Source organism: Kitasatospora sp. NEAU-69, assembly GCF_057158765.1.
Genome location: NZ_JBWXUE010000031.1, coordinates 22323 through 48769, shown reverse-complemented (window position 1 = coordinate 48769; position 26447 = coordinate 22323). Strand labels below are relative to the sequence as shown.

Genomic DNA, 26447 nt, shown 5'->3' with positions numbered 1-26447 from the left:
GTCAGCCATGGTTGTCACCGATCTCTCATGCGGGAGCCTCTTCGGGGCGAAGAAGAGTGTCGATCCGCGCGGCCACGGAGAGCAGATCCCGGTCGGCCAGCCGTGGGCCGACGAGCTGGAGGCCGACGGGGGCGGACCCGGTGACCGGGAGCGGGATCGTCAGTGACGGCAGGCCCGCGGTGGCCGCCGGGGAGGTGTTGCGGATCAGGGTGGGGAACGTGGGTACGTCCCGGCCGTTGAGGGGCAGGGACGCCTCGTACCGGTGAAGGGACCGGGCACACACCGGGACGGTCGGGCTCAGCATCGCGTCGAGACCGTTCGCGGTGAACAGGTCGTGGTAGGCGGCCTGCATCGCGTGGCGTTCCCCGAGCGCAGCGGCCAGCGTGATGGGCGACGCGGTGGCCTTGAGCAGCTCCGCGATGACCGGGTCGGCGACCGCGTCGAGGACCTCGGCGAGGGTGAGTCCGATGCGGTGCTCGCGGAGGTAGCGGCCGAAGGCTGCGGTGAACTCGCCGAGGACGAGGGGGAATCCGATCCGGGAGTCGTAGCCGGCCAGCTGCGCCGTGTCCACGGGAACCCACCGGATCCGCGCCGCGCCGAGGCGGTCGACTGCCGCCTCCCAGGCGGTGCGGACCGGGCTCTCCAGGTCCTCGGTGAACACGTGCCTCGGCAAGCCCAGCCGGAGCGGGCGCCGCGGGTCACGGGTGCCGCCGGTTTCCCCGGTGACGAGGGTGTCCAGCTCGATCAGGCGGTCCAGGGTGCGGGCCAGCGGTCCGGGGGTGTCCCGGGTGGTGGACAGCGGCGTGACACCTGCCGACGGGTAGCGCCCGGCGCTGGGGCGCAGACCATAGATCCCGTTGAGCGCGGCGGGAACGGTGATGGAACCGCCGGTGTCGGTGCCGAGTCCGGCGTCGGTGACGCCTGCGGCCACCGCGGCGGCCGTACCGCCGCTGCTGCCACCCGCGAACAGGGCCGGGTCGGTGGCGTTGGCGACGGCGCCGAAGGTGCGGTTGCACGAGGTGGCTCCCATGGAGAGCTCGTGCATGTTCGTCTTGCCCAGGACGATCGCCCCCGCCGAACGCAGCACCGCGACCACGGGCGCGTCGGTGTCGGGAACGAAGCCGGTGAGCGCGGGGGTGCCGGCGGTATTGGGCAGGCCCGCGACATGGATGTTGTCCTTGACGACGAGACACCAGGGCGCCTGGCCGGCCCGAGCGTCGTGAGGCTCGTGAGAGTCATGGGCGTCATGGCGAGAATGAGCGGCATGGCGGGCCGCCTGCGTGTGTGCCCTCTCGGCGTCCAGCGTGATGAACGCGTTGAGGGGCCCGGCGGCGGCGGCCCGGTCGAGTGCGGCCGAGACGACCTCGTGCGCGGGGCCCCGGTTCGCGGGGCTCAGCAGGAGAGGGCGCCGCCGCCCACGTCGGTGCCGAGGACACCGACGAACTGCTTGTAGAGGTTGATCCGGTCGTTGCGCTCGTCCGGGTTCTTGCCGTTGCACTCCAGGTCGCCGTTGATGCTGCGGATCGTCTCGCCGAAGCCCCTCGCGTTGACCATCGCGTCGTGCGGGGTCGTCGTCCCGGCCCCCTTCACGCTGTTCCAGAACCACAGGGCGGTCTTCCACGACACGGTGGCGTCACGCTGGACCAGGTTGGGGTTGTTCAACAGGTCGATGTGGAGGGCGTCACCGGCCGCCTTGTAGTTGAAGTTCCAGCTGAGCTGCAGCGGGCCGCGCCCGTAGTAGGCGCTCCCGCCGGCCGGGCAGCCGTAGGGCTGGCTCTGGTCGCAGTAGTGGCTGTAGTTGGCCGTGTTCTGCTCGACGACGAACCTCAGGCCGCCCGTCTCGTGACTGACGTTGGCCAGGAACGCCGCCGCCTCCCGCTTGCGGACCGCGTCGGCACCGGTGGTGGTGAACTGCGGGTAGGCGCTCAGCGCGTCCACCAGGCCCTGGTAGCTGTAGAAGGGGTTCCGGCTCGGGAACAGCTGGTTGAACTGCGCCTCGCTGACCACGAACGACCCGGCGGCGGACGCCTGGGCCGCAGGCAGCCCGACCGCCAGCCCGGCCGTGACCGCAGTCGCACTCAGCACGGCCAGGAGACGGGACCGGGCGCGGGTTCGGCTTCGGGACACGGCAGGGGCTGCGGACATCGGCACTCCTCGGGCGGCCGACCGTCCCGCCCACGGCTCCGGGCCGGTCGGAATCGGATCGGATATTCGGCGCTTCGTTGACAAAGTGATCGGAAAGCAAGGGAAAAGCGATGGCCTCAGCATTGCGCATGTCATCACCCCGACGGAATTGATTCGGCAACGAATCACCCGACAGATGGCCTTCCTGGTCAGCCGGTTGACGATCAGCCAGCCGCCGGCGGTGCCGTCGGCCGCCCTGCCGGTTCCGCGTCCGCCCGAGGTCGACCCGAGGGCCGGCCCGAGGCCGGGCCATGCTCAGGCGCAGTGCTCGGGCGCGGACGCGGCGGACTGCGTCGTGTCCGGATCTGTGGGATCCATGGCCACAGGGACATGGCACGGCCCACCTCGCCGAGGGAGTGTGGAGGCACACCACCGATCCAGCGGGTGGCGAGCGAGACGACGGAGGAGCGATGAACGAGACGATCGCGGGCGTGCGGATCCCCGACAGCGACCTGGCGCGGGAGGCGACCGAACTGGTCCGCGAGGCCGCCGGGCCGCTGCTGTTCCACCACTCCCGGCGGGTCTTCCTGTGGGGCGCATTGCGCGGGCGGGAGCAGGGGCTCGAGTTCGACCCCGAGCTGCTCTACGTGGCGGCGATGTTCCACGACCTCGGACTCACCGCACGCCACCGCCGCAACGACCAGCGCTTCGAGATCGACGGCGCCGACGAGGCCCGCCGGTTCCTGCACACCCACGGCATCACCGGCGAGCCGGCCGAGCGGGTCTGGACCGCCATCGCCCTGCACACCACGCCCGAGATCCCGCTGCACATGGCGCCCGAGATCGCCCTGGTCACCCGGGGTGTGGAACTGGACGTCCTCGGGATCGGCTACCACGCGGTGCCGGACGGGAAGCGCGCCGCCGTCGTGGCCGCTCACCCCCGCCCGGACTTCAAGAACCAGATCCTCGCCGCCTTCACCGAAGGCATCGAGGACCGCCCCGACACCACCTTCGGCAACGTCAAGGCGGACGTGCTGGCGCACTTCGTGCCCGGTTTCGTGCGCGGCGACTTCGTCGAGGTCATCAAGAACTCCGACTGGCCGGAATGACCGGCCGGACCGGGCAGACCACTGCCACGAGCTGCTGCCACGGGCCTGCCGCAGGCTCCCGGCGCAGGCCCGGGCGCAGGCCCTGGCGCAGGCCCTGCCAGGGGGCGCCTCTCGCAGGGCCACGACCGGGCAGGCGCAGCGTCGCACCCACTCGTTAGGCTGCCACCATGACCGATGATCGACTGACTGTCCGCGAGGCCCTCGAAACGCTGCTGGCCGGCAATCGGCGTTTCACCACGGGCATCCCCGAGCACCCCAACCAGGACGCCGCCCGCCGGGCCTCCACCGCCCCGGCCCAGAGCCCGTTCGCGGTGCTGTTCGGCTGCTCGGACTCGCGCCTGGCCGCGGAGATCATCTTCGACCGGGGCCTGGGTGACCTGTTCGTGGTCCGCACCGCCGGACACGTCATGGGCCCGGAGGTGCTCGGCAGCATCGAGTACGGCGTCAGCGTGCTCGGCAGCCCGCTGGTCGTGGTCCTCGGGCACGACTCCTGTGGCGCCGTCGCCGCCGCCCGAGCCGCCGTGGAGGACGGCACCAGCGCCGCCGGCTACGTACGGGACGTGATCGAACGGGTCACCCCGAGCGTGCTGGCCGCCCGCGCCGCCGGCCACACCGACGACGCGGACTTCATCGACACCCACATAAGGCACACCGTCGACCTGCTCCTGGAGCGCTCCCGCATCGTGGCCGAGGCCGTCGACGCCGGGCGCGCCGCCGTGGTGGGCCTGTCCTACCGGCTCGCCGACGGCGCGGCCCGCCTCGTCACCACCCGCGGCCTGGCCGAGCCGGCCCTCGACCAGAGCTGACGCGCCGAGTCGAGCGGACGCCGGGCCGGCCTGCGGTAGACGGGATCCCGTCTACCGCAGGCCGTCCAGGAACTCGATGACACGCCGGGTGAGCAGCTCGGCCGCCGCTCGGTCGTAGGACGGCAGCGAGGAGTCCGCGAACAGGTGCTCCTTGCCGGGGTAGAGGAACAGCTCGGCACGCTCGGTGGCGGCGGCCAGCTCCCTGGCAGCGTCGAGGTCGCCCTCCTCGGCGAAGAACGGGTCACCGTCCATCCCGTGCACCTGCACCGGGACGTCGGCCGGCCAGGCCCCGCCGAACTCGGACACCGGCAGGCAGGAGTAGATCAGCAGGGCGCCCTTGGCACCGGCGCGGGTCTGGGCCAGGCGCTGGGCCGGCATGACGCCGAGCGAGAAGCCCGCGTAGACGACCTCCGGCCCGAGCGACGCGGCGGCGGCCAGGCCGCGCTCCATGACGGTGTCGAACCCGGTCCGGCTCGCGTAGCCGATGCCCTGCTCCAGGGTCTCGAAGGTGTGCCCCTCGTAGAGGTCCGGCAGATGGACGGTGTGGCCTGCCCGACGCAGCTCGGCCGCGAAGGCCGTGACGCCCGGAGTCAGTCCCTGAGCGTGGTGGAACAGCACAACCTCGGCCATGGCCTGCCCGCTTTCGACTCGCTGAATGATCCAAATTTCTCGAACGATCGGCGATGCTAGTCTCATTCGATCATGTCGAGCAACACCCCTGACTACGACCTCGACGAGACGATCGAGCTCACCACCGCCGAGCAGGTGCGGGCCATCAGCGACCCCCTGCGCACCACCCTCCTCGGCCTGCTGCACGAGCGCGCCGCGACCGTCACCGAGCTCGCCGCCGCGGTCAAGCGGCCGAAGAGCACCGTCGCGCACCACGTCGGGGTCCTGGCCAGAGCCGGCCTGCTGCGCGTGGTGCGGACGCGCCGGGTCCGGGCGATCGAGGAGCGCTACTACGGCCGCACCGCGCGGATGTTCTTCGTCGGCCTCGGCCGGCAGGCGGCCGACGGCGCACTGCCGCCGGACCTCAATGACTTCGAGGTGGCGGCGAAGGAGTCGGCCCCGGCCTACGAACTCGGGCGGCTGCGCCAGTTCATCCGGCGGGCCCGGATCTCGGAGGAGCAGGCGGCCGAGTTCTGGGAGCGCATCGAGCAGGTGATCCACGAGTTCGACCGGCTTCCACGTTCCGGTGAGACGGTCCACGGGTTCGCCGTCGGCGTGTACCCGATCCCCGACTACCCGACCCTGCCGCCGACCCCGGAAGCCGGAGAACAGGGCTGACGCGTCGCCTGGTCGGGGGCGACGGCGACCGCGACCGGCACGTCGCCCACCACCACGCGCCACAGCGCGGGCCGGCTGGTGGTCTTCATGCCCGGCCTCCTGCCCGGGAGTTGACGGCGAGGCCGATGATCTCGACGATGATCCGGCGGAACCTCCGGCGGCGGCGCATCCGAGCGCCGAGGAAGCCGGCGGCCGGAACGGTGACAGGGATTCGGGCGCCCTCGGTGGACGCGGTGGGCTGGGTCTCGGGGGTGATCACGCTCGTTCTCCTTGGTCGCTCTGCTCGCTCAAGAGGTGCCGGCACTCGGCCCGGTCAGAGGTCCGGTGCTCAGCCGGGCGTGTCCACCGTGTGGCAGTTCGCGCAGACGCCGGCCAGCTCGACCGTGTGCCGGACGTCCGCGAAGCCGGACATCTCCGCGACCTTCTCGGCCCAGGACTCGACGACGGCGGAGTCGACCGGCAGGCTCAGGCCGCACTGGCGGCAGATCAGGTAGTGCCGGTGGTCGCCGCCCGGCCGATAGCGGAAGAGCTTCTCGCCGTTGGCCTCGCGGACGACGTCCGCGCGGCCGGCGTCGGTGCGGCCGCTCTGGCGTCGGTCACGGTCTCCCCCGGCTCCCGCGCTGGTCGGTCAGTGGACGCTCAGCGTCCCGTCGCCTGCTTCAGCGCGTCCTCGATGCCCTGCAACTCCTGGACCTGCCAGGCCTGGAAGGTGTCGCTCGCCGGAGCCAGGGTCTCGGTGACCCGGGCGACCGGGATCCCCTGTGCCTTGGCCGCGTTCACCTGGGCGACCACATCGGGGTCGGAGTTCTGGGTGTTGAACACGTAGACCTTGATCGCCTTGGTGGCGATCTGCTGGTCGATGGTGGCCTTGTCGGCGACGGTCGGGTCGGTGCCCTCGCTCTCCGCGTCCAGGAAGGTTTCGGGGGTGAGCATCTTCAGGCCCACGCTCTCGGCGAGCGGCGTCACGATCGATTCCGAGGCGCCGATCGGGGTGCCGGCGTACTTCGCCTTGATGTCGGACTCCAGCTGGTTGTACTGCGCCAGCGTCTGGGTCTCGAAGGTGGTCTTCCGGGTGTCGAAGTAGGCCGCGTCGGCCGGGTCCATCTTCCGGTAGTCGGCGGCTATCCGGTCGATCACCTGGTACAGGCTGTCGTGCGAGTACCACTGGTGCGCGTTGTCCCCCTCCTTCTTCCCGACCAGGTCGCCGACCTTCAGCACGGTGCGGCTCGGCGCCGGGTTCGCGGCGAGCAGCTTGTCCGACCACGTGTCGTAGCCGATGCCGTTGGTGATCGCGTAGTCCGCGCCCGCGATGGTGCGCCCGTCGCCGGCGGTCGGCTCGTAGGCGTGCGGGTCGGTGTCCGGGTTGGTGATGATGCTCGTCACCTTGACGTGTGAGCCACCGAGTTGGGTGGCGATGCTCCCCCAGAAGTTCTCCGCGGCCACCACCTGGATCACCTTCGAGCCGCCGGCCGCCGCGGTGGACGAGGTCGCGGCCTTCGATGCGGTGGAACACGCGCTGGTGGCCGAGAGGGCGGCGACGGCGGCGGCGCCGAGCACGACTCTGAGCGGCTGACGGCGAAGCTTGCTGGACAGGGCGGTGCGCATGGTGGGTTGCTCCTCACATGCGGGCCCGGCCGCAGACACGGCGGGGCCCGCTTCGGGTGGACGACTGGTGGACGACGGGCGCGGGCGGGACGGCCGGCGGCGACTGGGGCCGGCCGGCTCTAGGAGGTGACGGTCAGCAGTCCGCGCTCGTAGGCGCGGACCAGGTTGCGCGGCACGAGGTGCTCGCGGCCGTCCACGGTGATCGGGACCAACTGGGGCACGGTGGCCTTCCACTGGGCCCGGCGGTGCCTGGTGTTGCTGCGGGACATCTTGCGCTTGGGGACGGCCATGCCGGGGTTCTCCTTCTGAGGGGTGGCTAAGCGTGGGCGTGGTCGGTGTAGTCGGCGTGGTCGGCGTGCTCCTGGAGGGCGTACTCGTCCCAGGCGGGGAACGGATCGTCGAAGGCCCGCCAGAGCGCCGGACCGGCCGCCGCCTCGGCGTCGTCCAGCAGGCAGCCGGTGAGCGCGGCTTGCAGCCGGTCCTCGCGCAGACCGGTGCCGATGAAGACCAACTCCTGCCCGTGCTGGGCCTGTTCGCCGCCGATGCCGGCCAGGGCGGTGGCGTTGGTCAGGCCGGCCGGGCCCGTCCGTTCACCCAACGCGGAGCGCATGCCGGAGGGTTCGAAGCGGGCGACCGAACCGGCTTGGGACCACAGCCCGGTGACGGCCGGCCGGGAGGCCAGCCAGAAGAACCCCTTGGAGCGCAGTACCGTGCCGAACTCCCCGGCGTCGAGCCTGCTGCTCACCAACTCCCAGAGCCGGCCCGGGTGGAAGGGCCGTCCGGCGCGGAAGACCAGACTCGCGATCCCGTACTCCTCGGTCTCCGGAACGTGGTCGCCGTTGAGCTCGGCCACCCAGCCCGGAGCCTCCTGGGCCTTGGCCAGGTCGAAGAGCCCGGTGCCGAGCAGCTCGGCGGGCGGCACCCGGCCGCCGGTCGCGCGGACGATCCGGGCGGCGGGGTTGAGCCGGCTGAGCGCGGCGGCGAGGCGGTCCGCGTCGTCCGCGCCGACCAGGTCGGTCTTGTTCAGGACCAGGACGTCGGCGAACTCGACCTGGTCCATCAGCAGGTCGCTGACGGTGCGTTCGTCGTCCTCGTACTGGTCGAGCCCGCGGGCCGTCAGCTCGTCGCCGCCGCGCAGCTCGGGCAGGAAGTTCGCGGCATCGACCACCGTGACCATGGTGTCCAGGCGGGCGACGTCGCCCAGGGTGGCGCCGTCGTCGCGGGCGAAGGCGAAGGTGGCCGCGACGGGCATCGGCTCGGAAATGCCGCTGGACTCGATCAGCAGGTAGTCGAACCGGCCCTCACGGGCCAGGCGGTCGACCTCCTCCAGCAGGTCGTCGCGCAGCGTGCAGCAGATGCAGCCGTTGGTCATCTCGACCAGGCGCTCCTCGGTCCGCGAGAGAGCGCCCCCGCCGTCGCGGACCAGCGCCGCGTCGATGTTGATCTCGCTCATGTCGTTGACGATGACCGCGACCCGCAGGCCGTCCCGGTTGTTCAGGAGGTGGTTGAGCAGCGTGGTCTTGCCCGCGCCGAGGAACCCGGAGAGCACCGTGACCGGGAGCCGCCCGCTCACCGGCAGCCCGCTCACCGACGGCCCGCTCACCGAGCCGCTCACCGACCCGCCCTCGCGGTGGCCGTCGCACTGGAGACGTACGGCAGCAGGGCCATCTCGCGCGCGTTCTTCACGGCGCGTGCCATCGCGCGCTGCTGCTGGACGGTGAGCCGAGTGACCCGCCTGCTCCTGATCTTGCCCCGGTCGGAGATGAACTTCCGGAGGAGATTGGTGTCCTTGTAGTCGATGTAGCTGATGCGTGCTTCATACAGAGGGTTGGGGCGCGGCTTGCGATCCCGGCGCGCGGGGGCGATCTTGATCACGTCTTTCCTTGTTTCCGAATGAAGTTGACGGTTCGTCAGGCTGTGCGTTCAGGCAACCGGGTCGAGTAGTTCCTCGAAGGCGTCCGGCAGGGCCTTCCAGCCCGATTCGCCGCTCGCGAGTTCGGCGTCGGTGAGCAGGCAGGAGTCGAGCAGGCCGGTGACCCCGTCCACGTCCAACCCTTCAGCGGTGAAGCTCAGTTGCTGCACCCGGTCGCCATGGACCGCGTCCCAGTCGAGCGCGGCGGCGGCCCGCCGGGCGGGCGGGTAGAGCTCCCATGCGGCGTCCGGCAGCGTGGTCAGCCACGGGCCGCACTCCTCCACCGCGAGGTTGGCGCCGGCCGCGTCCCAGGCGAGCATCAGGTCGGGACGGTTGGCGAGCCAGAACCGCCCCCGGCTGCGCTGGGCCGCCGGGACGAGCTGATCGAGGGCCTCGTAGAAGCGCGCGGGGTGCAGGGGGCGACGCCGCTCCCAGACCAGCGTGGCCACCCCCGCCTCGTCGGCCTCCTGCGGCAGCAGGGCCATCGCCGGGTTGACCCGGTCCCGCGCGGCCGCCACGTCGAAGCCCCCGGATGCCGCGCCGACCAGGACCCCGGTGCCCAGCCGGGCGAGGCGGGCGGTCGGGTGGAGCTGACGCAGCATCGCCAACCCGGCGTGCAACTCCGGGCTCGCGTAGGCCTCCTGAGCGGGCGCGACGGCCAGCACGTTCGCGTACTCGATCTGGTGGGAGAGCGCCTCGGCGACGGTTCGCTCGTCGTCGGCGCAGGTGTGCAGGTGGTGCTCGAAGAGCTGGTCCGAGACCGAGAGCTCCGGGACGACCCGCAGCGGGTCCACGGCGGTGACCACCCCGACCACCTCCACCACCTCGTGCATGCAGCGGCCCTCGGACTCGCCGCCCGCCAGCACCTCCACCAGAGGATGCGGGTCGCTGCCGCCCCACAGCTCCACCACCGCGAGTTCGTGACCGCCCGCCTGGGCGATCCGCACCAGCTCGGGCAGCAGATCCTCGCGCAGGGCGCAGCACGGGCAGTCGTTGGCGAGCGGCACACCGGTCTCGTGCAGCGCGCCCGAGGCCTCCTGCACCCGGCGCAGCACGCGACCCTCGGCGGCGCGGGTCAGGTCGTGGTGCAGGACCACGGCACCCTCGCAGCTTTCGAGCAGTTCGAGGACGGCCTGGCGGCGCGCGGCCTCGTGCAGGCCGCCGACCACCACCACGGGCAGCGAGTTGGGCTGGGACACCGGTTCTTCCTTCCTGGGATTTCGGTGCAGTGGAGTGGAGTGCGGTGCGCTACCAGCTGGCCTTGCGGACACCCGGCAGGAACCCGGCGTGGGCTTGGTTGCGCACGCCGATGCGGGAGAGGCCGAAGGCGCGCAGGTAGCCGCGCGGGCGGCCGTCGACGGCGTCGCGGTTGCGGACCCGGGTGGCGCTGGCGTCGCGCGGCTGGCGCTGCAGCTCGGCCTGCGCGGCGAGGCGGTCCTCGACCGCGGTCGCGGGCGAGGCGATCAGGCGCTTGAGCTCGGCCCGGCGATCGGCGTACCGGGCGACGACGGCCCGGCGCTGCTCGTTCTTGGCGATCTTGCTGCGCTTGGCCATCAGACCTTCTCCCCCCGGCCCCGCACGACGGCGACGGCCCTCTCGATGCCGAGCTTGTCGACGGTCTTGATGCCCTTGGCGCTGAGCGTCAGGCGGACGAACCGGCCCTCGCTCGGCAGCCAGTAGCGCTTGCTCTGGATGTTCGGATCGAAGCGGCGCCGGGTGCGCCGGTGCGAGTGGGAAATGGCGTTGCCGAAACCGGGCTTGCGGCCGGTGAGCTGGCAGTGGGCGGACATGGCGACTCCGTGCCGGTGATGACAGCGGCGGCAGGCGGGGCCGGCCCGACGGGGCCGACCCGTGGGAATGCGGCCGCTGCCGCGAATGTTGAGCTGACAGTACACTAGATGAAAACGAAAACCATTACGTTATGGTGAGGCCCGCACCAGCCCGACACCCCAGGAGGACCCCGATGGCCCGCAACGAACTGCGCCCGATCATCAAGCTCCGCTCCACCGCCGGCACCGGCTACACGTACGTGACCCGCAAGAACCGGCGCAACGACCCCGACCGCCTGGTGCTGCGCAAGTACGACCCGGTCGCCCGCCGGCACACCGACTTCCGCGAAGAGCGCTGAGCACCCGCCCCAGCCACCCCGCTCACCCCAGTCACCCCACCCGCCGACAGGAGAACCCCATGCAGCCCGGCATCCACCCCGCGTACCGCCCCGTCGTCTTCCGCGACAGGGTCGGCGGCCTCACCTTCCTGACGCGTTCCACCGCCACCAGCGACAAGACCGTCGAGTGGCCGGACGGCAACACCTACCCCGTCATCGACGTCGAGATCTCCTCCGCCAGCCACCCCTTCTACACCGGCAACGCCCGCGTCATGGACACCGCCGGTCGCGTCGAGCGCTTCCAGCGCCGCTACGGCCTCACCAACTCGAAGCCCGGCACCGGCACCACGAGCTGACGGATCGTCAGTTCTCGGTACGCACCGAGCCGCCACACCGAGGAGGAACGAGTTGCCCCTCCCCCAGCCTTCGGCCGGGAGGTCCCCCCACGGCGAGCCCCGCCCGCTGCCCGTCACCGTGCTCGGTGGCCTCGCCACCGGCGTCCGCGACTGCGTCGCCGACCTCGCACGGATCGAGATCCCGGGCCTCGCGGTGCTCGCCGTGCACGTCGACTCCGCCGGCCGTACGGTCTCCTGGCAGGTGTACGAGCGCCGCGGGCCGGTCGGCGGCACGCTCACGCCGGCGCGGCCGTGCTCCCGCCCTCGGGATGGACCGCTGGCGACTGCCCGACGATCCCTTCGCCGAAGCCCTCGGGGCCGACCCGCCGCCGCACCGAATGCCAGGTTTACCTATATCAGTAACATCTTTTTCATTTGCGTAACATAGCCCCGGGATCTACGGTGGGAGAGCCCTCGGAAGGGGATCGCGGCGGCGGGATCAGCCGCCCCAACTCCCTTTCACCGCAGCACTCCAGTGGAGGCAGCCATGTCTCGCGATCCCGGCTTCGGCCCACCGACCGTCCGGCGGACGCGTCACCCGCTACGACCCGGCTGACGCGTCCGCCCGGTTCTGCCAGCGCCGGACGGCCGCCCGGAGCAGCGATCCCACCTCGTCGCTGCGGCCGTCGATCTGCTCGTGCCGCCCGATCGCGACCAGCGCGGCGTCCACCGGGCCGTCACCCTCGCCCTCGCCGCCGCCCTCGCCCAGCGGCACCGCGACCGCCGAGACCTCGGGATCGCCGAGACCGCGACTGAAGGCCACCCCGGTCCGCCGGATCTGCTCGATCCGGTCGAGGAACTCCGCGGTCTCCCGCCGGTGCTGCTCACCCTCGGCCGCCAGATGCGCGCGCAGGTCACGCTCGTCCGCGAAGGCCAGGATCACCCAACCCGCGGTGGTGCAGAGCATCGGGGCGGCCCGGTACTCGGTCGCCCGGTAGGCGAGGCGCTGGATCGACCAGGGACCGGCGTGGCTGGTGTAGACGACACTGTCGCCGACCCGCACCGCGACCAGCACGTCGGTGCCCACCTCGGCCGCGAGCTCCTCCAGGTCCTGCCGGCCGACGCCGGCCGCGGGCCGACGCCCGGCAGCCAGGTTGAGCACGTAGGTGGCGGGGCCGAGCAGGAACCGCTTGCCGTCCTCGGTGAGGTAGCCGACCGCGGTCAGGCCGTTGACCAGCCCCTGGATCGAGCTGACCGGCGCTTCGAGCCGGGTGGCCAGCTGACTGAGCGACAGACCCATGGGTGCGCGGGCCACCGCGTCGAGAATGGCCGCGACGCGGTCCACCGTGCGGTGGTGCGGACGGCGCGGCGCGGCGGCGGTCCCGGACTGCCCGGCGGCCGGCCCGGCGTTCCGCTCAGCGACCTGCTCGGCGGTCTGCTCGGCGGCCTCGCCACTCTCGGTCTTCTTCGTAGGCATTGGTAGTTGGAGGCGCGGTGCCCTTTCGAGCCCGGTTCCTCCGTCCCCTTTCAATCCGTGCATGCGGTTTTCCCGCACACGGCTTACCGATGATCTTCTTGGCATGGTTACGCCGCCTTCGGATAGCGGATCGTGCCGCGCAGACGGTGCAGGCCATGCCCGTTGAACCACTCTTCCGTCCACACCCCGGTCTGACCCGCCCGCAGGTTGCGGCCCCGCTTCTTCACCATCAGTCTGCGGAGTCGCCACACCACGTAGCGGTCGATCTGGATGAACTTCTGGGCAGCGTTCCCGGTTCGGAAGTAGTTGCCCCAGCCGCGCAGGATCGGATTCAACTCCGCGATCACCTCACGGATATCCGCTCCCGACCGGCGGCGGTCAGTCCGTTCATGGACCTTGTCCCGGAGTCGCTTCATCGCCGCTTGCGACGGCCAGCGATGCAGGAAGTAGCGCACCTTGCGGTACTTCTCCCACATCCTGCCCGAGAAGCGGGCTCTGAAGTGGCAGCCGAGGAAGTCGAGTCCTTCCCGGCCCTCTCTGAGGTCAACGATCTTCGTCTTGTCCGGATGCAGCTCCAGCCCGAGCGAGCCGAGGATCTCCCCGACCGCCGCCAAGGCCTTCCTGGCGTTGCTCACCGACCGGCACAGGACGACACCGTCGTCCGCGTACCGCACCAGTTCGCCGACACCGCGCTCAACGAGCTCAGTGTCCAGGACGTGCAGGTAGATATTGGCCAGCAGAGGTGAGATCACCCCGCCCTGAGGAGTCCCGGCGACCGTCCGCTGGAGTTCCCCGTCCACCATCACACCCGCCTGGAGCCACAGACGCAGCAGCTTGAGTACCCTGCGATCCGACACCCTACGACCAACCTCCGCGAGCAGCCGACCATGGTCAATCTCGCCGAAGAAGTTGCGAATGTCGAACTCCACGACGACACAGCTGCCCTCGATGAAACCCGTCCGAAGACGTTCCATCGCCTGCGTCGCCGACCGCTTCGGCCGGTATCCGAACGAGGAAGGGGTGAACCCCGCCTCGAACACCGGCTCCAATACGATCTTCGCCGCCTGCTGGGCCACCCTGTCACGCACCGTGGGGATACCCAACGGCCGCTTGCCACCCTGTGATTTCGGGATGTCCACGCGCCTGGCCGGCGCGGGACGGTATGTGCCTGTGCGGAGAGCTTGCTGGAGTTCGCCGAGCATCCGCCGAACCCCGTAATCGTTCTCCACGAACGCCAGAGTGACCCGATCCACCCCAGCACTCCCTCTGTTGGCCCGGACTCGCTCCCATGCCTCCCACAGGACGTCACCCCGGTGGATACGGTCGTACAGAGCATGGAAACGCCGCTCCGGAGACTGCTTGGCCGCAGCCCATAGCCCGCGTTGCAGTTTTCGCACTTTCAGGACGGACGCACGCCCGTCCACTACGGCGGGGGTCTCCCCGCCGGGGTAGTTGACCAGTCTCTCTCCGGCCATGCCCTCGCGCTTACCTCCGCCACGGACGTGATCAAAGTGAGGGCCCTTCCCTCCTGGCGCGTTATGTTGCACGCCGATCAGCGGTACTACGGCCCCCTCGGACTCCCGCTGCCCTCCGGACGACTTCACCATCGGCTTATACGTCCGGTCTCTTGCCCGACGTCAGGCGTGGTCAGACGGGTCTCTCCTGTTCCGGTCCAGACTGTGCACACGTGCCGCCCTCCCTACCCCGGGAGAACCCTGAGGGCTGACCCCGGAACAGGGCCCCCAAGGCATGGCCTTCGCCCTGACATGAGGGGCTCGGCTTCTCCGCTGTGAATCTGACGAGGCTGCAAGGTTCGCTTCACGCTACGGCCCGCGTGCTTGCTCCCTCCAAAGAGGCTCTTGACATCCCGCTCAGCCCGCCGCGTCTCCACGACGAACCGGGACCTACTACCGGGCACTCCGGTGTCTACCCGGACGGGACTTTCACCCGCGAGCCTGGACCAGCTTTCAGGACGCACCATGGCCGGAATCCTATTTGTACGTATTTACGTAGTCAACTCTTCATTTGCATAACCATGCCCGGTGCGGCATCGGCCGCACCCCGTCCGAACGGCGCACCGACATGACCTCAGTACGTACCCACGGACGCCGCCTGCTCGTCGAGCTGCTCGCCACCTGCTGCGTGGCACTGGTCCCCTGGACCGTGCACCTGGCCACCAGCCTGCCCCAGCAGCACCTGGCGCGACAGTGGGACACCCTCTGGGTCGGCTTCGACACCATGCTGCTCGCCGCCCTGGCCGGCACCACACTGGCCGGCCTCAGGCGTCTGCACCTCACCATTCCCCTCATGGTGATCAGCGCCACCCTGCTGGCCTGCGATGCCTGGTTCGACATCATGACCAGCTGGGACACCGCGGATCTGCCGGTCGCCCTGGCCTCGGCGCTCCTCCTCGAACTCCCCCTGGCCGCAGTGCTCGTGCTCGCCGCCCGCCGACTGCTGCTCAACTCGATCCGCACCGCCGCCCGGCTGGGCTGGAAGCCGGCCGACGGCGTGGCCCTGCACAGACTGCCGCTCGCACCACCCATCGACTCCGCCGACTCCTCCGACTCCGCCGGCGAGTCGAAGGCCGGCCACTGAGGGTACTTTTACGTATACCAGTACTTCGTATTTTATTTGCGTAACTTGAGCCTCATCGCCTACGGTGAGGGAGCACTCGCGAGAGCCCCGGAAGGCGCGGAGAACACGCCCGCACTCGGCCGGCACGCCCCGACCGGCGACCGCACGTCAGAAATCAGGTGGAGACAGCGATGACCAGCTCCGGACAGACAGCGGCCCCCGAAGTGGCGCCCCCGGCGGGCTCCATGAGCCACCGGCAGATCATGGAGGCGCTCTCCGGCCTGCTGCTCGGGATCTTCATGGCGGCGCTCTCCTCCACCATCGTGACCAACGCGCTGCCCCGGATCCTGACCGACCTGCACGGCGGCGAGTCGGCCTACACCTGGGTGATCGCCGGCACGCTGCTGGCGAGCTGTGCCTCAACCCCGCTCTGGGGCAAGCTCTCGGACCTGGTCAGCAAGAAGCTGCTGGTGCAGATCTCGCTGGTGCTCTACCTGCTGGGCTCGATGCTGGCCGGCCTCTCGCAGAACCCCGGCGAGCTGATCGCCTGCCGGGTGCTCCAGGGCCTGGGCTCGGGCGGCATCACCGCGCTCGGCCAGGTGTGCATGGCGAGCCTGGCCGGCCCGCGCGAACGCGGCCGCTACAGCGGCTACTTCGGGATGGCGTTCGCGCTGGCCACGATCGGCGGACCACTGATCGGCGGCACCATCGTGGACACCTCCTGGCTCGGCTGGCGCTGGTGCTTCTACGTCAGCGTCCCGTTCACCCTGATCGCGATCGCGCTGCTACAGAAGACGCTGCGCCTGCCGGTGCAGAAGCGGGAGGCGAAGATCGACTACCTCGGCGCGGCGCTGATCGCCTCCTCGGCCACCCTGCTGCTGGTCTGGATCACCCTGGCCGGCACCGACTACCCCTGGCTGTCCTGGCAGACCGCGGCGATGGTCGGCGGCAGCGTGCTGCTGGGCCTGCTCGCCGTGCTGACCGAGCGGCGGGCGAGCGAGCCGATCATCCCGCCCTCGCTCTTCGCCCACCGCACCGTCACCCTCGCCGTGCTCGCCAGCTTGCTCATCGGTGCCTGCATGTACGCCGCGACCACCTTCCTGAGCCAGTACTTCCAGCTCGGCCGTGGCAAGTCGCCGATCATGGCCGGGGTCGAGACCATGCCGATGATGCTGGGCCTGGCCGTGGCCGCCATGGTGGTCGGCAAGCTGATCACCCGCCACGGCCGGTGGAAGGGCTACCTGGTGACCGGCGGCGTGCTGCTCACCGTCGGCTTCACCCTGCTGGGCACGCTGCGCTCCGACAGCTCGTACGGGTTCACCGCACTGGCCATGCTGCTGGTCGGCACCGGCATCGGGATGACCATGCAGAACCTGGTGCTGGTGATCCAGAACACCGCGCCGGCCGCCGTCTTGGGCGCCGCCAGCTCGACGGCCAACTTCTGCCGCTCGATGGGCGGCGCGCTCGGCGTCTCCGCACTCGGCGCCGTGCTGAGCCACAAGGCGGGACGTTACGCGGCACAGAACCTCGCCGCGGCGCACATCCCGGCCGCGGCCGCCAAGGGCAACGGCTCCGGCATCCCCGACCTCGCCGCCATCCCGGCCCGGGTCCGGCCGCTGATCGAGGACGCCTTCGCCCACAGCCTCGGTGACGTCTTCCTGCTCACTGCCCCGCTCGCGCTGCTGGCGCTGCTCGCGATGCTGCTGCTCCAGGAGAAGCGCGAGCAGACGGCGGGCCGGGTGGACCCGGTGCGGCGCGGCGGCCGGGAGGCTGCCCCGGCCACCGGCGGGGAGCAGGCGGCGGTGGCGGCTGGCCGGGCTGCTTGACCCCCTCGGGGTGTCGGCACGTGCCTTCGGGCCGGCGTCGTGAAGACGCCGGCCCGAAGGTGTGTGCCGAGCGGGCTGTTCGAGGCCGCCGGGTGGGCCGGGGCTGGGTCCGGTCAGCCGGCGAGGCGGGCGAGCAGCTCCGGGTGGTCGGCCAGGGCGCCGGCGAGCACCTGCTGGGCGAGTGGCCGGTAGCTCTCGGTGTCGGTGCCCGCCCAGTCGATCGGGCCGAACGGCGGCTGCGGGTCGTACTCGATGAGCAGCTGGATCTCACGCGCGAGCTCTTCGCCGGCCACCCGGGCGACCAGTTGGAGCGCCATGTCGATGCCGGCCGAGACGCCGGCGGCGGTGACGTAGCGGCCGTCCTCGACCCACCGCTCGGCGACCGGGGTCGCGCCGAAGCGGGTCAGCAGGTCGCGGTACCACCAGTGCGTGGTGGCCCGGCGGCCGTCCAGCAGCCCGGCGGCGCCCAGCAGCAGCGAACCGGTGCAGACCGAGCCCACCAGGTGGGCCTGGTCGGCGGCTTGACGAAGGCGGCCCAGCAGATGCTCGTCGGCCAGCGCCGTGAGCGTCGGGGCGAGGCCGCCGGGGACCACCAGGGCGAACGGCTCGGGCACCTCGTCGAAGGTGTGGCTCGGCAGCACCGCGAGCGGGGTGTCGGTGCCCATCGGCTCGATCCGCTCGCCGAGCACCACGGTGCGGAAGTTCGGTGACAGGTCCTGCAGTGCGGAGCAGACCTGCAGCGGGCCCACCAGGTCGAGCAGCGTGATGCCCGGGTAGGCGACGAAGGCGATGGTCCGGATCGGGGTCGCGGGGTCCGCACTCGCTCCGGTGAGGGTCTGGGACATGGTCAGGCTCCTGGTGGGTCGAATTCGGCTCTGGCCCAGGCGGCTTGCGCTGGACCGGGCGGCCGTTTTCGACCGCCGCTCTCACCGTCGCCCACACCGCGCCCCGCTCCGGACCGGGTCCGGACACCGTGTCCGAAATCCTGCGATCCCTGTCCGTCGGACCGGTCGGGCGTAGGCTGACCGTCATGACAGCCCGCGTGACAGCCCGCGCGACAGCCCTCGCCCGGCAGGTCGTGATCATCGGCTTCGACCAAGCCGAACTCCTCGACATCGCCTGCGTCAGCGACACCCTGGACGCCGCCAACCGGCTCGGAGCGGACCCCGGCTACCGGATCCGGCTCGCCTCGCTGCAGGGCCGCCCGGTGCGTTCGGCCGGCGGGCTGGCGCTGGCGAGCCAGGCCGCCGTCGAGAAGCTCCGCGGCCCACTCGACACCCTGGTGATCGCCGGTGGCCCCGGCCACCTCGACGCGGCCGCCGACCCCGCCCTGCTGGAGCAGATACGCCGACTGGCGGCCGGGAGCCGGCGGGTGGCCTCGGTCTGCACCGGCGCAAGCGTCCTGGCCGCGGCCGGCCTGCTCGACGGGCGGCGGGCCACCACCCACTGGGCGTACGCCCGCGAACTCGCCGGCCGGCACCCGAAGGTCACCGTGGACCCGCGCCCGCTCTACGTCATCGACGGCGGGGTCTGCACCTCGGCCGGGGTCACCAGCGCGCTGGACCTCACGCTGGCCCTGGTCGAGGACGATCACGGCCCCGACCTGGCCCGCTCGATCGCCCGCTGGCTGGTCACCTACATGCAACGGCCCGGCAACCAGGCCCAGTTGTCACCGTACGTGAAGGACGCCCCGCCGGCCCACCGGCTGCTGCGCCAGGTGGTGCAGTACATCACCGGCCACCTGGACGCCGACCTGTCCACCGCCGCGCTCGCCGCCCGCAGCGACGTCAGCGAGCGGCACCTGTCGCGCCTCTTCCTCGACCAGCTCGGCGAACCCCCCGCCCGCTACGTCCGCACCGCCCGCACCGAGGCCGCCGCCACGCTCCTGACGAGCACCGCACTGCCGCTCTCCTCGATCGCCCGCCGCTGCGGGTTCCGCTCCACCGAGACCCTGCGCCAGGCCTTCCAGGCCCGCTACGGCACCACACCCTCCGCCCACCGCACCGCACTTGGCCGGGGGACGGCGCATCAGGACCTCTCGCTGAACACCTCCCGGTAGACCGACGGCGTGGTCCCCGCGATCCCGATTGCCACGATAGGTGACGGGTTGCACACTCCCAGTCCCGAACGGGGCGCCGCCGGGTCGCGGCGCCGCCCGAACCCCGCGCATCCGCCCGCACGTCTCGGCAGGGACGGGTGCACTGGCAGCCGCCACCGGACAGGCGCAGGCTGAGAGGTGCCCCAGAGGTGCCCCGAACCCTTGGAGGTCTCCCATGGCCGATCCTCCCGTCCCCCACCCGGGCGGCCCGATCGTGGTCGGCACCGACGGTTCGGCCCCGGCCCGGCAGGCCGTGCTCTTCGCGCTCCGCGAGGCCCAGCTGCGCGAGACCGGCCTGCGGGCCGTCTGCGCGTACGAGTACGCCCCCACCCAGCACTCCGGCTTCGAGCTGACGCCGGGCTCCGGGCCCGACAGCAACCCGATCCCGCAGCAGCGCGATCTCGTCATGCAGGCCATGGCCGACTCCGTCAAGGAGCTGCTGCTCCAGCTCGGCGGGCCTTCGGTGGCCGTGGAGATCGTCTGCGAACGCGGCCGGCCGGCCCAGGTACTCCTCGAAGCCAGCGAGGACGCCTGCCTGCTCGTGGTCGGCTCCCGAGGATCGGGCACCTGGGGACGCCTCACCCTCGGCTCGACCAGCACCGAGGTGGTCCACCACGCCCACCTCCCCGTGGTCGTCGTACCGGCGGGCCACGAGGCCCCGCAATAAACGCCTAGCCGCGGCACCGCCGAAGCGCCGACAATCAGTTGGTGAACGACACTCCACGCGCCGACTTCACCCACAAGCCGACCCTCACCGGATCCAAGGTGCGGCTGCGCCCCTTCGAGCCGGCCGACGTGGCGGCGCTCGCCCCCGCCTTCGAGGACCGCGAGCTGCTGCGCCTGACCGGCAGCGCGAACCGCTCCGACGCTCCGCTGCGACCCCAGGACCCGGAGCGCTCCGAGCAGTTCCGGCAATGGCGCAACGCCCAACCCGACCGCCTCGACCTCGCGATCGTCGACCTGGCCACCGGGGCATGCGTCGGCGAGGTCGTCCTCAACGAGTGGAGCCCGGCCAACCGGCACTGCAACTTCCGCATCCTGCTGATCCCTTCAGCACAGGGCCGGGGGCTCGGCACCGAGGCGACCCGACTCGTCCTCGCCCATGGCTTCGAACAACTCGGCCTGCACCGGATCTCGTTGGACGTCTACGCCTTCAACCCCCGTGCCCGCCGCGTCTACGAGAAGGTCGGCTTCGTCGCCGAGGGCACCCTGCGGGACTTCCTCCAGTACGACGGCCAGTGGGTCGACGCCACCGTCATGTCCGTCCTCGCCCCCGACTGGGCCCGCCACCAGGGCCGCCCCTGACGCATGCCCGGGGGCCTCGCACCGACCGAGAACGCGTGACGCCCTGCCGGTCGATCCCGGCAGGGCGTCATGACAGCTCCGGTGCGTCAACTGCCCTGCTGCGCCCCAGCCTCCGGGTCGAGCGCAGCGTGCAGGAGCTCCCCGAGCGCGGACTGCTGCCCCGGGGACAGCCGCGCCAGCGGCGAGCCGGCCGCGAGGCGAGCCAGTGCCCGCTCCCGCAGCGCCGCCCCCGCCTCCGTCAGCACGAGTACCTTCGCCCGCCGGTCGATGGGGTGGGGGCGGCGCTCCACCAGCCCGGCGTTCTGCAGCCGGTCGACGACGAAGGTCGCGTTCGACGGCTCGCAGCTCATCCGCTCGGCCAGCTCCCGCATGGTCAGCGGCCCCGACAGCTCCCGCAGGGCGACACCCTGCGAGGTGGTCAGACCCAGATCGGCCACGGCCGTGCGGACATGCTCGTCGAGCCGGCGGGCCAGGCCGGCCACCAGGCTGCGCAGTTCCTGCTCGCCGTCCTCGCTCGATGGCCCACTCGGGACCTCACCCGGAAGCCCACTCGACGTCCCAGGGGGCCGTTCGCTGCTGGTCATGACCCCAGCCTAGCAAGTTCATCTAGCTCACATATTTACAACTCGGATAGTTATAGCTTTAAGTAGTGCCTGTTCGCGACACCACTCCGCGACACCACTGCGCGACACCACTGCGCCGCACCACCCCATCGCACCGGAAGGGCCCAGCCATGTCCGCAACCGAGCCGTCCACCACCCAGCGCAACCTGGCCGTCATCGGCGCCGGCCGCGTCGGCACCCCTGTCGGCCGGCACTGGATTCGCGCCGGCCACACCGTCGCCTTCGCCTCCCGCACCCCCGAGCGCCTGCGGCCCCTGGTCGGCGAACTCGGCCCACGGGCCACAGCCGTCACCTGGCGGCAGGCTGCGGAATCGGCCGAGGCCGTCCTGCTCGCGGTCCCGAGCTCCTCCCTCCTCGCCGTGATCGCCGAGATCGGCCCGCTGCTGGACGGCAAGATCGTCATCGACGCGACCAATCCACTGACCATCTCCCCGCAGGGCCGGGTGGTCTCCGCGCTCGGTCCGGACCGGACCGCGGGTTCACGGACGGCAGACCTGCTCCCGGGAGCCCGGGTCGTGCGGGCGTTCAGCCACATCCTCGACGAACTGCTGGAGACCCGGGCCTTCTTCGAGCCGCTGAGGGTCGCGATGGCCTATGCCGGTGACGACGCCGCCGCCAAGGCGGTCGTCGCCGGTCTGATCGACGACGCCGGCTTCGCGCCGCTCGACCTCGGCACCCTCGCCGCCTCCACGGCCCTGGACCCGGGTGGGGCCCTGTTCGCCGGCCTCCACACCGAAGCCGACGCCCGCCACCGCCTCCTCAGCACGGCCGCGGCATCCTGATACCGGAGCTGCGACCGTCACGTCACAGCGGCGGCGAGCGGCGAGCGGCGCGGGAGCGTTCGGGCCGTGGCCGGGAACCGCGCCACTCGCAGCTGAAGCCCTCTTGCTCGCCGTCTCAGGCGTCGGAGTAGCTGAGGTCCCCGATCGTCCAACTGCTGATGTCTTCGATGGCGATGCGGTACATGCCGCCCGTGTGGGGCAGCCCGAAGTCGCCCTGGAGGATCTTCGCCCGGTGGAGGTGGAGGTGGGTGGGCCGAGCGGGCGCGCCGCCGGCGGGCGGTGCGAAGAGGGCGGCGAACGGCTTGAGGTGATCCGAGGCCTGGAGGACCTCCGCCACCCGCTCCCACCACAGGGACACCGGCGCGAGCCTGCCGGTGATCACCGCTCCGGGGACCACCACGGTCAAGGACATCTGGTTACTGTGCTCGGACTCGACCATCGCGGCGATGTCGACGAGCAGCCCGTCGGGGTTCGACATGCTCCCCAGGTTAGGACACGGCGGCAGCGGTCCGGACGCCCACCCCGGAGCGGTGAGGGCGACGCAGGGCAGGCGGGCCGCCGGGCTACACGGCCGGGGCCGCCCGCGAGCAGTCCAGCGCGGCCAAGCACAGGGGCCGCCGGAGTGCTGCTGATTTCGTCATTCCTTGCAGCATGCGCCGGAAATCACAGGAACGGGCGGCCGGGGCAGTTCGGCGGGACTCCACACGCCGCGTTTCGGGTGCTTTTCCGCGCTGAATCGCGGGCGGATCCGCCGCCCCGGACAGTGCGCTGGGCAGCCAACAGCCTTGCCTGGAAGGCGTGTTGATGCCCCTGGCCGTTCGGGTTCGGCGGCCCTGGGGGAAGCTCCCGCGAAATCGGATGTGGAAATATTCCACCGTTGCGGGCCGGGAGCTGCTAGAGTCGTGATAGTTGCAGTAGTGGTTCCCATGAAATTTGTGTGCGCCTGCTGAGTGTGTCGCAGGCGTATTTCTGTTTTTCCCGGCTCTTCCCCGGGTGGGCGCTCATCGCGGCGACTCGAAGCGCGCACTGTGCACGCTTTCGGACAGCCCCTTGAAGGAGATTTTCTTTATGACTCATGGCACTGTGAAGTGGTTCAACGCGGAAAAGGGCTTCGGCTTCATCGAGCAGGACGGTGGCGGCGCTGACGTCTTCGCCCACTACTCGAACATCAACGCCAACGGCTTCCGTGAGCTGCTCGAGGGCCAGAAGGTCGAGTTCGACGTCACGCAGGGCCAGAAGGGCCCGCAGGCGGAGAACATTCGTCCGCTGTAGTTCTTTTCCGTCACGGAACCCGCCCGGGCCCTGTCCAGCCTCCCGCCGGACAGGGCCCGGCAGCGAGGGGCCCGCACCGCGTACATGCCCGGTGCGGGCCCCTCGCCATTGCGCCACCACGCACTCCCCCGGCCCCTGAGGCCCCCTGGCTCCGCCACCGGCGACCATCCCCACGCGAGACGCACGACTCTGCGTCCGGCTCCGCGTCGGGATCGGCGCCCTGCCGTGACATCCCACGGTTCGAGGTTCTCGCTCCCGCTCTTCGCCGGTGAGCGCCGACCGCAGGTGAAGGTGCCGCACGGTTCTACCGTCCACGCCCCGCCCGTACCATCTCCCGGCCCGTTCCCTTGCTGTCTCCAGTCGGCGCCCCGCGCTGCGGAGCCTTCCTCGTGACGTGCCGCCCCGAGGAAGGTTTCCCACATGACCAGCTCCAGCCGTTCCAGTCGTTCCAGTGGCTCCAGCCGTTCCAGTCGCTCCCCGCAGCAGAACACCAACTCCCGCTCCGGCAACGCCGGCTACGGCTCCCGCTCCGGCGGCAGCTCCTTCTACGGCGACCGGCCCGCGGGTGGCCGGGCGGGTGGCCGGCCTGCCGGTGGCCGTAACTCCTCCGGTCGCAGTTCCCGTCCGGGGTCGTCCTCTCAGGGTGAGTTCGCGATGCCGGTGAGCACCACCCCCGCGCTGCCCGCCGTGGAATCGTTCGACGAGCTGGACATGCCCAGGGCGCTGCTGTCCGTGCTGACCCGCCAGGGCGTCACGGTGCCGTTCCCGATCCAGGCCGCGACGCTGCCGAACTCGCTGGCCGGCCGTGACGTCCTCGGACGTGGACGGACGGGCTCCGGCAAGACCATCGCGTTCGGTCTCGCGGTGCTGGCCCGCACCGCCGGCCGGAAGGCCGAGCCGCGCCGGCCGCTGGCCCTGGTGCTGGTGCCCACCCGCGAGCTCGCACAGCAGGTGACCGACGCCCTCACCCCCTTCGCACACGCGGTGCGGCTGCGGATCGCGGCCGTGGTGGGCGGGATGTCCATCGGGCGTCAGGCGCAGGCGCTGAACCGCGGAGCCGAGATCGTGGTGGCCACCCCCGGGCGGCTCAAGGACCTGATCCAGCGCGGCGACTGCCAGCTGGACGGCGTCGACATCACCGTGCTGGACGAGGCCGACCAGATGGCCGACATGGGCTTCCTGCCGCAGGTGACCGAGCTCCTCGAGCAGGTCGCCGAAGGCTGCCAGACGATGCTGTTCTCCGCGACGCTGGACCGCAACGTCGACCGCCTGGTGCGGCGCTTCCTCAAGGACCCGGTCACCCACTCGGTGGACCCGTCCGCAGGAGCGGTCAGCACGATGGAGCACCACGTGCTGCACGTGCAGAACTTCGACAAGAGCGCCACGATCGCCCACATCGCCTCCCGTGACGGCGGGGTGATCATGTTCACCGACACCAAGCACGGCGCGGACCGCCTGGTGCAGGACCTGCTCGCCAGCGGCGTGAAGGCCGCCGCCCTGCACGGTGGCAAGTCCCAGCCGCAGCGCACCCGCACGCTGGAGCAGTTCCGCACCGGCCAGGTGACCGCGTTGATCGCCACCAACGTCGCCGCCCGCGGCATCCACATCGACGGGCTCGACCTGGTCGTCAACCTGGACCCGCCGGCCGACCACAAGGACTACCTGCACCGCGGCGGCCGCACCGCCCGGGCCGGCGAGTCCGGCACCGTCGTCACCCTGGTCCTGCCCAACCAGCGCCGCGAGATGGCCCGCATGATGGCCACCGCCGCCATCACCCCCGTCATCACCCGGGTAAGCGCCGGCGACGAGGAGCTGGCCCGGATCACCGGTGCCCGGGTGCCCACCGGCATCCCCACCGTGATCCCCGACCCCGTCATCGAGCGCCCGCGCCGCAGCCCGTCCACCAGCCGCGGCCGCCGCGGCCGCCCGGCCCCCAGCGGCGGCAACGGCAGCAACGGCAACGGCAGCAGCGGCTCCCGAGCCGTCGCCGGTCGCGACAGCCGGGGCTCCGCCGGCCGCCGCAGGGCGCCCAAGCGCATCGCCCTCGCCGCATAGCACCCGGCTGCCCCACCACCAGTGCCCCCGACAGTGCCCCGATCGCCGCCGTCACCGGCGGGAGACACGAAGGAGTCCGTCCATGCCCATCATCCTCGAACGCCCCGCGACGGTCGGCGACCTCATGAAGCACCCGGACATGCAGATCAGTGACGACGTCATGGTCGACACGGCGATGGACATCCTGCAGAGCTCCGGCGCGGACCACGTCCTGGTCCGCGACGACGACGGCCGCTGCGCCGGGCTACTGACCCGCCTGCACCTCGCACCGTTCCAGACCCGGTCCTGGTACACCGAGCGCACCGCGGTCCGCTCCATCGTCCTCGACCGCGCCCCGTTCGCCACCGCCGACATGCCCGCCACCGACGCGATAGCCACCATGCGCTCCCGCGGCCTCGACGCATGGCCGGTGGTGGACCACGACGGCCACGTCATCGGCCTGCTCAGCCTGTAGCTCCCCCACGGGGGCGGTCACCCATGTGACGCCCGCTCAGGCCGCGCCGGACGTCGGTCGCAGGACTGCGGTTTGTGCCACGGCCTCCGATCGGCCCTCCCTGCCCCCGCAGGGCCCCGGCCGGACACCTCGCGCCAGAATGGGAGCATGCCCTCCCTGGAGACCACTCCGAAGATCCGTGCCCGGATGAGCCATCAGCGCAGCCGCGACACGGACATCGAGATCACCCTCCGCCGAACCCTGCACGCCACCGGCCTCCGCTACCGGGTCCACCGCAGGCCGCTCAAGGGTGTCCGCCGTGAGGCCGACATCCTCTTCGGCCCGACGCGCGTCGCGGTCTTCGTCGATGGTTGTTTCTGGCACGGCTGCCCCGAGCACGCGACGTGGCCGAAGAACAACGCCGAGTTCTGGCGGGAAAAGATCGAGAAGAACCGGGCCCGGGACCGCGACACGGATGCCCGCCTCGCCGAGGCAGGCTGGGTGTCGGTCCGTGTCTGGGAACACGAGAAGGCCTCGGAGGCAGCCGAGCGGATCGCCGCGATCGTCCGCGAACGGCGGGCGGGCCGACGGCCGAGGTCCGGCCGACGGCCCTCGACCGCTCGTCCTGAGTCGAACGACACCGAGCCCGTGCCGGAAGAGGATCCGGTGGGAGCGCCGATCGAGTAGGTCGCACCGACCGTCGCCGGCTAGACT

General features: G+C 71.2%; 31 protein-coding genes and 1 pseudogene. 15 read left to right on the top strand and 17 right to left on the bottom strand.

Features of this window, described 5'->3' with window-relative positions; translation table 11 throughout:
• Nucleotides 1-25: 25 nt before the first annotated feature.
• Nucleotides 26-1498, bottom strand: a complete 1473-nt coding sequence (locus AC060L_RS29295) for an amidase family protein (RefSeq protein WP_483801964.1) — start codon at nt 1496-1498, stop codon at nt 26-28.
• Nucleotides 1393-2145, bottom strand: a complete 753-nt coding sequence (locus tag AC060L_RS29290) for a chitinase (RefSeq protein WP_483801963.1) — start codon at nt 2143-2145, stop codon at nt 1393-1395. The genes AC060L_RS29295 and AC060L_RS29290 overlap by 106 nt, the downstream gene beginning before the upstream one ends.
• Before the next feature lie 449 nt (nt 2146-2594).
• Here AC060L_RS29290 and AC060L_RS29285 point away from each other — a divergent pair, with 449 nt between their 5' ends.
• Nucleotides 2595-3233, top strand: a complete 639-nt coding sequence (locus AC060L_RS29285; RefSeq protein WP_483801962.1) for an HD domain-containing protein — start codon at nt 2595-2597, stop codon at nt 3231-3233.
• A 167-nt stretch (nt 3234-3400) separates the two neighbouring features.
• Nucleotides 3401-4039 (top strand): carbonic anhydrase, encoded by a 639-nt coding sequence (locus tag AC060L_RS29280; protein ID WP_483801961.1) that lies wholly within the window; start codon nt 3401-3403, stop codon nt 4037-4039.
• Between the two features lie 51 nt (nt 4040-4090).
• Here AC060L_RS29280 and AC060L_RS29275 read toward each other — a convergent pair whose 3' ends face one another.
• Nucleotides 4091-4669: a dienelactone hydrolase family protein gene (locus tag AC060L_RS29275; RefSeq protein WP_483801960.1), complete on the bottom strand. Its 579-nt coding sequence runs from the start codon at nt 4667-4669 to the stop codon at nt 4091-4093.
• 72 nt (nt 4670-4741) lie between these two features.
• Here AC060L_RS29275 and AC060L_RS29270 point away from each other — a divergent pair, with 72 nt between their 5' ends.
• Nucleotides 4742-5326, top strand: a complete 585-nt coding sequence (locus AC060L_RS29270; protein WP_483801959.1) for a helix-turn-helix domain-containing protein — start codon at nt 4742-4744, stop codon at nt 5324-5326.
• 85 nt (nt 5327-5411) lie between these two features.
• On the opposite strand, the gene AC060L_RS29265 is transcribed toward AC060L_RS29270, so the two are convergent.
• From AC060L_RS29265 to rpmB, 9 genes and pseudogenes are all read right to left on the bottom strand, one after another.
• Nucleotides 5412-5585: a hypothetical protein gene (locus tag AC060L_RS29265; protein ID WP_483801958.1), complete on the bottom strand. Its 174-nt coding sequence runs from the start codon at nt 5583-5585 to the stop codon at nt 5412-5414.
• A gap of 69 nt (nt 5586-5654) precedes the next feature.
• Nucleotides 5655-5867, bottom strand: a pseudogene (locus AC060L_RS29260) (transcriptional repressor); the annotation flags it as partial.
• Between the two features lie 98 nt (nt 5868-5965).
• On the bottom strand, nt 5966-6931 hold the full coding sequence (locus AC060L_RS29255) for a metal ABC transporter solute-binding protein, Zn/Mn family (protein ID WP_483801957.1): 966 nt from the start codon (nt 6929-6931) through the stop codon (nt 5966-5968).
• Nucleotides 6932-7050: 119 nt separating this feature from the next.
• Nucleotides 7051-7221: a 50S ribosomal protein L32 gene (gene rpmF, locus AC060L_RS29250; protein ID WP_483801956.1), complete on the bottom strand. Its 171-nt coding sequence runs from the start codon at nt 7219-7221 to the stop codon at nt 7051-7053.
• 26 nt (nt 7222-7247) lie between these two features.
• Complete coding sequence (locus tag AC060L_RS29245) at nt 7248-8504, bottom strand: GTP-binding protein (RefSeq protein WP_483802008.1); 1257 nt, start codon at nt 8502-8504, stop codon at nt 7248-7250.
• Nucleotides 8505-8542: 38 nt separating this feature from the next.
• Nucleotides 8543-8797 carry a 30S ribosomal protein S18 gene (gene rpsR / locus AC060L_RS29240; RefSeq protein WP_483802007.1) on the bottom strand — a complete coding sequence of 85 codons (255 nt, stop codon included), beginning with the start codon at nt 8795-8797 and terminating at the stop codon, nt 8543-8545.
• A 57-nt stretch (nt 8798-8854) separates the two neighbouring features.
• Nucleotides 8855-10042, bottom strand: a complete 1188-nt coding sequence (locus tag AC060L_RS29235; RefSeq protein WP_483801955.1) for a CobW family GTP-binding protein — start codon at nt 10040-10042, stop codon at nt 8855-8857.
• Between the two features lie 49 nt (nt 10043-10091).
• Nucleotides 10092-10397, bottom strand: coding sequence for a 30S ribosomal protein S14 (gene rpsN, locus AC060L_RS29230; protein WP_483801954.1), 306 nt, complete (start codon nt 10395-10397; stop codon nt 10092-10094).
• Complete coding sequence (rpmB, locus tag AC060L_RS29225) at nt 10397-10633, bottom strand: 50S ribosomal protein L28 (RefSeq protein WP_483801953.1); 237 nt, start codon at nt 10631-10633, stop codon at nt 10397-10399. Before rpmB ends, rpsN begins: the two co-directional genes overlap by 1 nt.
• A 173-nt stretch (nt 10634-10806) precedes the next feature.
• Between rpmB and rpmG the strand changes: the two genes are divergently transcribed.
• Together rpmG and AC060L_RS29215 are read left to right on the top strand one after the other, a co-directional pair.
• Nucleotides 10807-10971 (top strand): 50S ribosomal protein L33, encoded by a 165-nt coding sequence (gene rpmG, locus AC060L_RS29220; protein ID WP_483801952.1) that lies wholly within the window; start codon nt 10807-10809, stop codon nt 10969-10971.
• A gap of 59 nt (nt 10972-11030) precedes the next feature.
• The gene (locus AC060L_RS29215) at nt 11031-11306 is read left to right on the top strand and encodes a type B 50S ribosomal protein L31 (protein WP_483801951.1); all 276 of its coding nucleotides are present in this window, start codon (nt 11031-11033) and stop codon (nt 11304-11306) included.
• Nucleotides 11307-11886: 580 nt separating this feature from the next.
• Here AC060L_RS29215 and AC060L_RS29210 read toward each other — a convergent pair.
• Together AC060L_RS29210 and ltrA are read right to left on the bottom strand one after the other, a co-directional pair.
• Nucleotides 11887-12762 (bottom strand): IclR family transcriptional regulator, encoded by an 876-nt coding sequence (locus AC060L_RS29210; protein WP_483801950.1) that lies wholly within the window; start codon nt 12760-12762, stop codon nt 11887-11889.
• Between the two features lie 107 nt (nt 12763-12869).
• Entirely contained in the window at nt 12870-14237 is a 1368-nt protein-coding gene (gene ltrA, locus AC060L_RS29205; protein WP_483801949.1) for a group II intron reverse transcriptase/maturase, read from the bottom strand.
• 607 nt (nt 14238-14844) lie between these two features.
• Between ltrA and AC060L_RS29200 the strand changes: the two genes are divergently transcribed.
• Together AC060L_RS29200 and AC060L_RS29195 are read left to right on the top strand one after the other, a co-directional pair.
• Entirely contained in the window at nt 14845-15360 is a 516-nt protein-coding gene (locus AC060L_RS29200; RefSeq protein WP_483801948.1) for a hypothetical protein, read from the top strand.
• Between the two features lie 170 nt (nt 15361-15530).
• Nucleotides 15531-17165, top strand: coding sequence for an MDR family MFS transporter (locus AC060L_RS29195; RefSeq protein WP_483801947.1), 1635 nt, complete (start codon nt 15531-15533; stop codon nt 17163-17165).
• A gap of 113 nt (nt 17166-17278) precedes the next feature.
• Here the strand turns inward: AC060L_RS29195 and AC060L_RS29190 are convergent, their stop codons facing one another.
• Nucleotides 17279-18010 (bottom strand): DJ-1/PfpI family protein, encoded by a 732-nt coding sequence (locus AC060L_RS29190; protein ID WP_483801946.1) that lies wholly within the window; start codon nt 18008-18010, stop codon nt 17279-17281.
• Nucleotides 18011-18195: 185 nt separating this feature from the next.
• Here AC060L_RS29190 and AC060L_RS29185 point away from each other — a divergent pair, with 185 nt between their 5' ends.
• From AC060L_RS29185 to AC060L_RS29175, 3 genes are all read left to right on the top strand, one after another.
• Entirely contained in the window at nt 18196-19224 is a 1029-nt protein-coding gene (locus AC060L_RS29185) for a GlxA family transcriptional regulator (RefSeq protein WP_483801945.1), read from the top strand.
• A 214-nt stretch (nt 19225-19438) separates the two neighbouring features.
• On the top strand, nt 19439-19930 hold the full coding sequence (locus AC060L_RS29180) for a universal stress protein (protein ID WP_483801944.1): 492 nt from the start codon (nt 19439-19441) through the stop codon (nt 19928-19930).
• A 41-nt stretch (nt 19931-19971) separates the two neighbouring features.
• Entirely contained in the window at nt 19972-20568 is a 597-nt protein-coding gene (locus tag AC060L_RS29175) for a GNAT family N-acetyltransferase (RefSeq protein ID WP_483801943.1), read from the top strand.
• 86 nt (nt 20569-20654) lie between these two features.
• Here AC060L_RS29175 and AC060L_RS29170 read toward each other — a convergent pair whose 3' ends face one another.
• Complete coding sequence (locus tag AC060L_RS29170; RefSeq protein ID WP_483801942.1) at nt 20655-21152, bottom strand: MarR family winged helix-turn-helix transcriptional regulator; 498 nt, start codon at nt 21150-21152, stop codon at nt 20655-20657.
• A gap of 149 nt (nt 21153-21301) precedes the next feature.
• Here AC060L_RS29170 and AC060L_RS29165 point away from each other — a divergent pair, with 149 nt between their 5' ends.
• Nucleotides 21302-21973 carry an NADPH-dependent F420 reductase gene (locus tag AC060L_RS29165; RefSeq protein ID WP_483801941.1) on the top strand — a complete coding sequence of 224 codons (672 nt, stop codon included), beginning with the start codon at nt 21302-21304 and terminating at the stop codon, nt 21971-21973.
• Nucleotides 21974-22088: 115 nt separating this feature from the next.
• Here AC060L_RS29165 and AC060L_RS29160 read toward each other — a convergent pair whose 3' ends face one another.
• On the bottom strand, nt 22089-22451 hold the full coding sequence (locus AC060L_RS29160; RefSeq protein ID WP_483801940.1) for a hypothetical protein: 363 nt from the start codon (nt 22449-22451) through the stop codon (nt 22089-22091).
• Nucleotides 22452-23041: 590 nt separating this feature from the next.
• On the opposite strand from AC060L_RS29160, the gene AC060L_RS29155 reads away from it, so the two are divergent.
• From AC060L_RS29155 to AC060L_RS29140, 4 genes are all read left to right on the top strand, one after another.
• Nucleotides 23042-23245, top strand: a complete 204-nt coding sequence (locus AC060L_RS29155) for a cold-shock protein (RefSeq protein ID WP_483801939.1) — start codon at nt 23042-23044, stop codon at nt 23243-23245.
• 420 nt (nt 23246-23665) lie between these two features.
• Nucleotides 23666-25300, top strand: coding sequence for a DEAD/DEAH box helicase (locus AC060L_RS29150; RefSeq protein ID WP_483801938.1), 1635 nt, complete (start codon nt 23666-23668; stop codon nt 25298-25300).
• Nucleotides 25301-25382: 82 nt separating this feature from the next.
• The gene (locus AC060L_RS29145) at nt 25383-25754 is read left to right on the top strand and encodes a CBS domain-containing protein (protein WP_483801937.1); all 372 of its coding nucleotides are present in this window, start codon (nt 25383-25385) and stop codon (nt 25752-25754) included.
• A gap of 147 nt (nt 25755-25901) precedes the next feature.
• A complete protein-coding gene (locus AC060L_RS29140; RefSeq protein WP_483801936.1) occupies nt 25902-26420 on the top strand; it encodes a very short patch repair endonuclease in 519 nt (172 codons plus the stop codon).
• Nucleotides 26421-26447 lie beyond the last annotated feature (27 nt).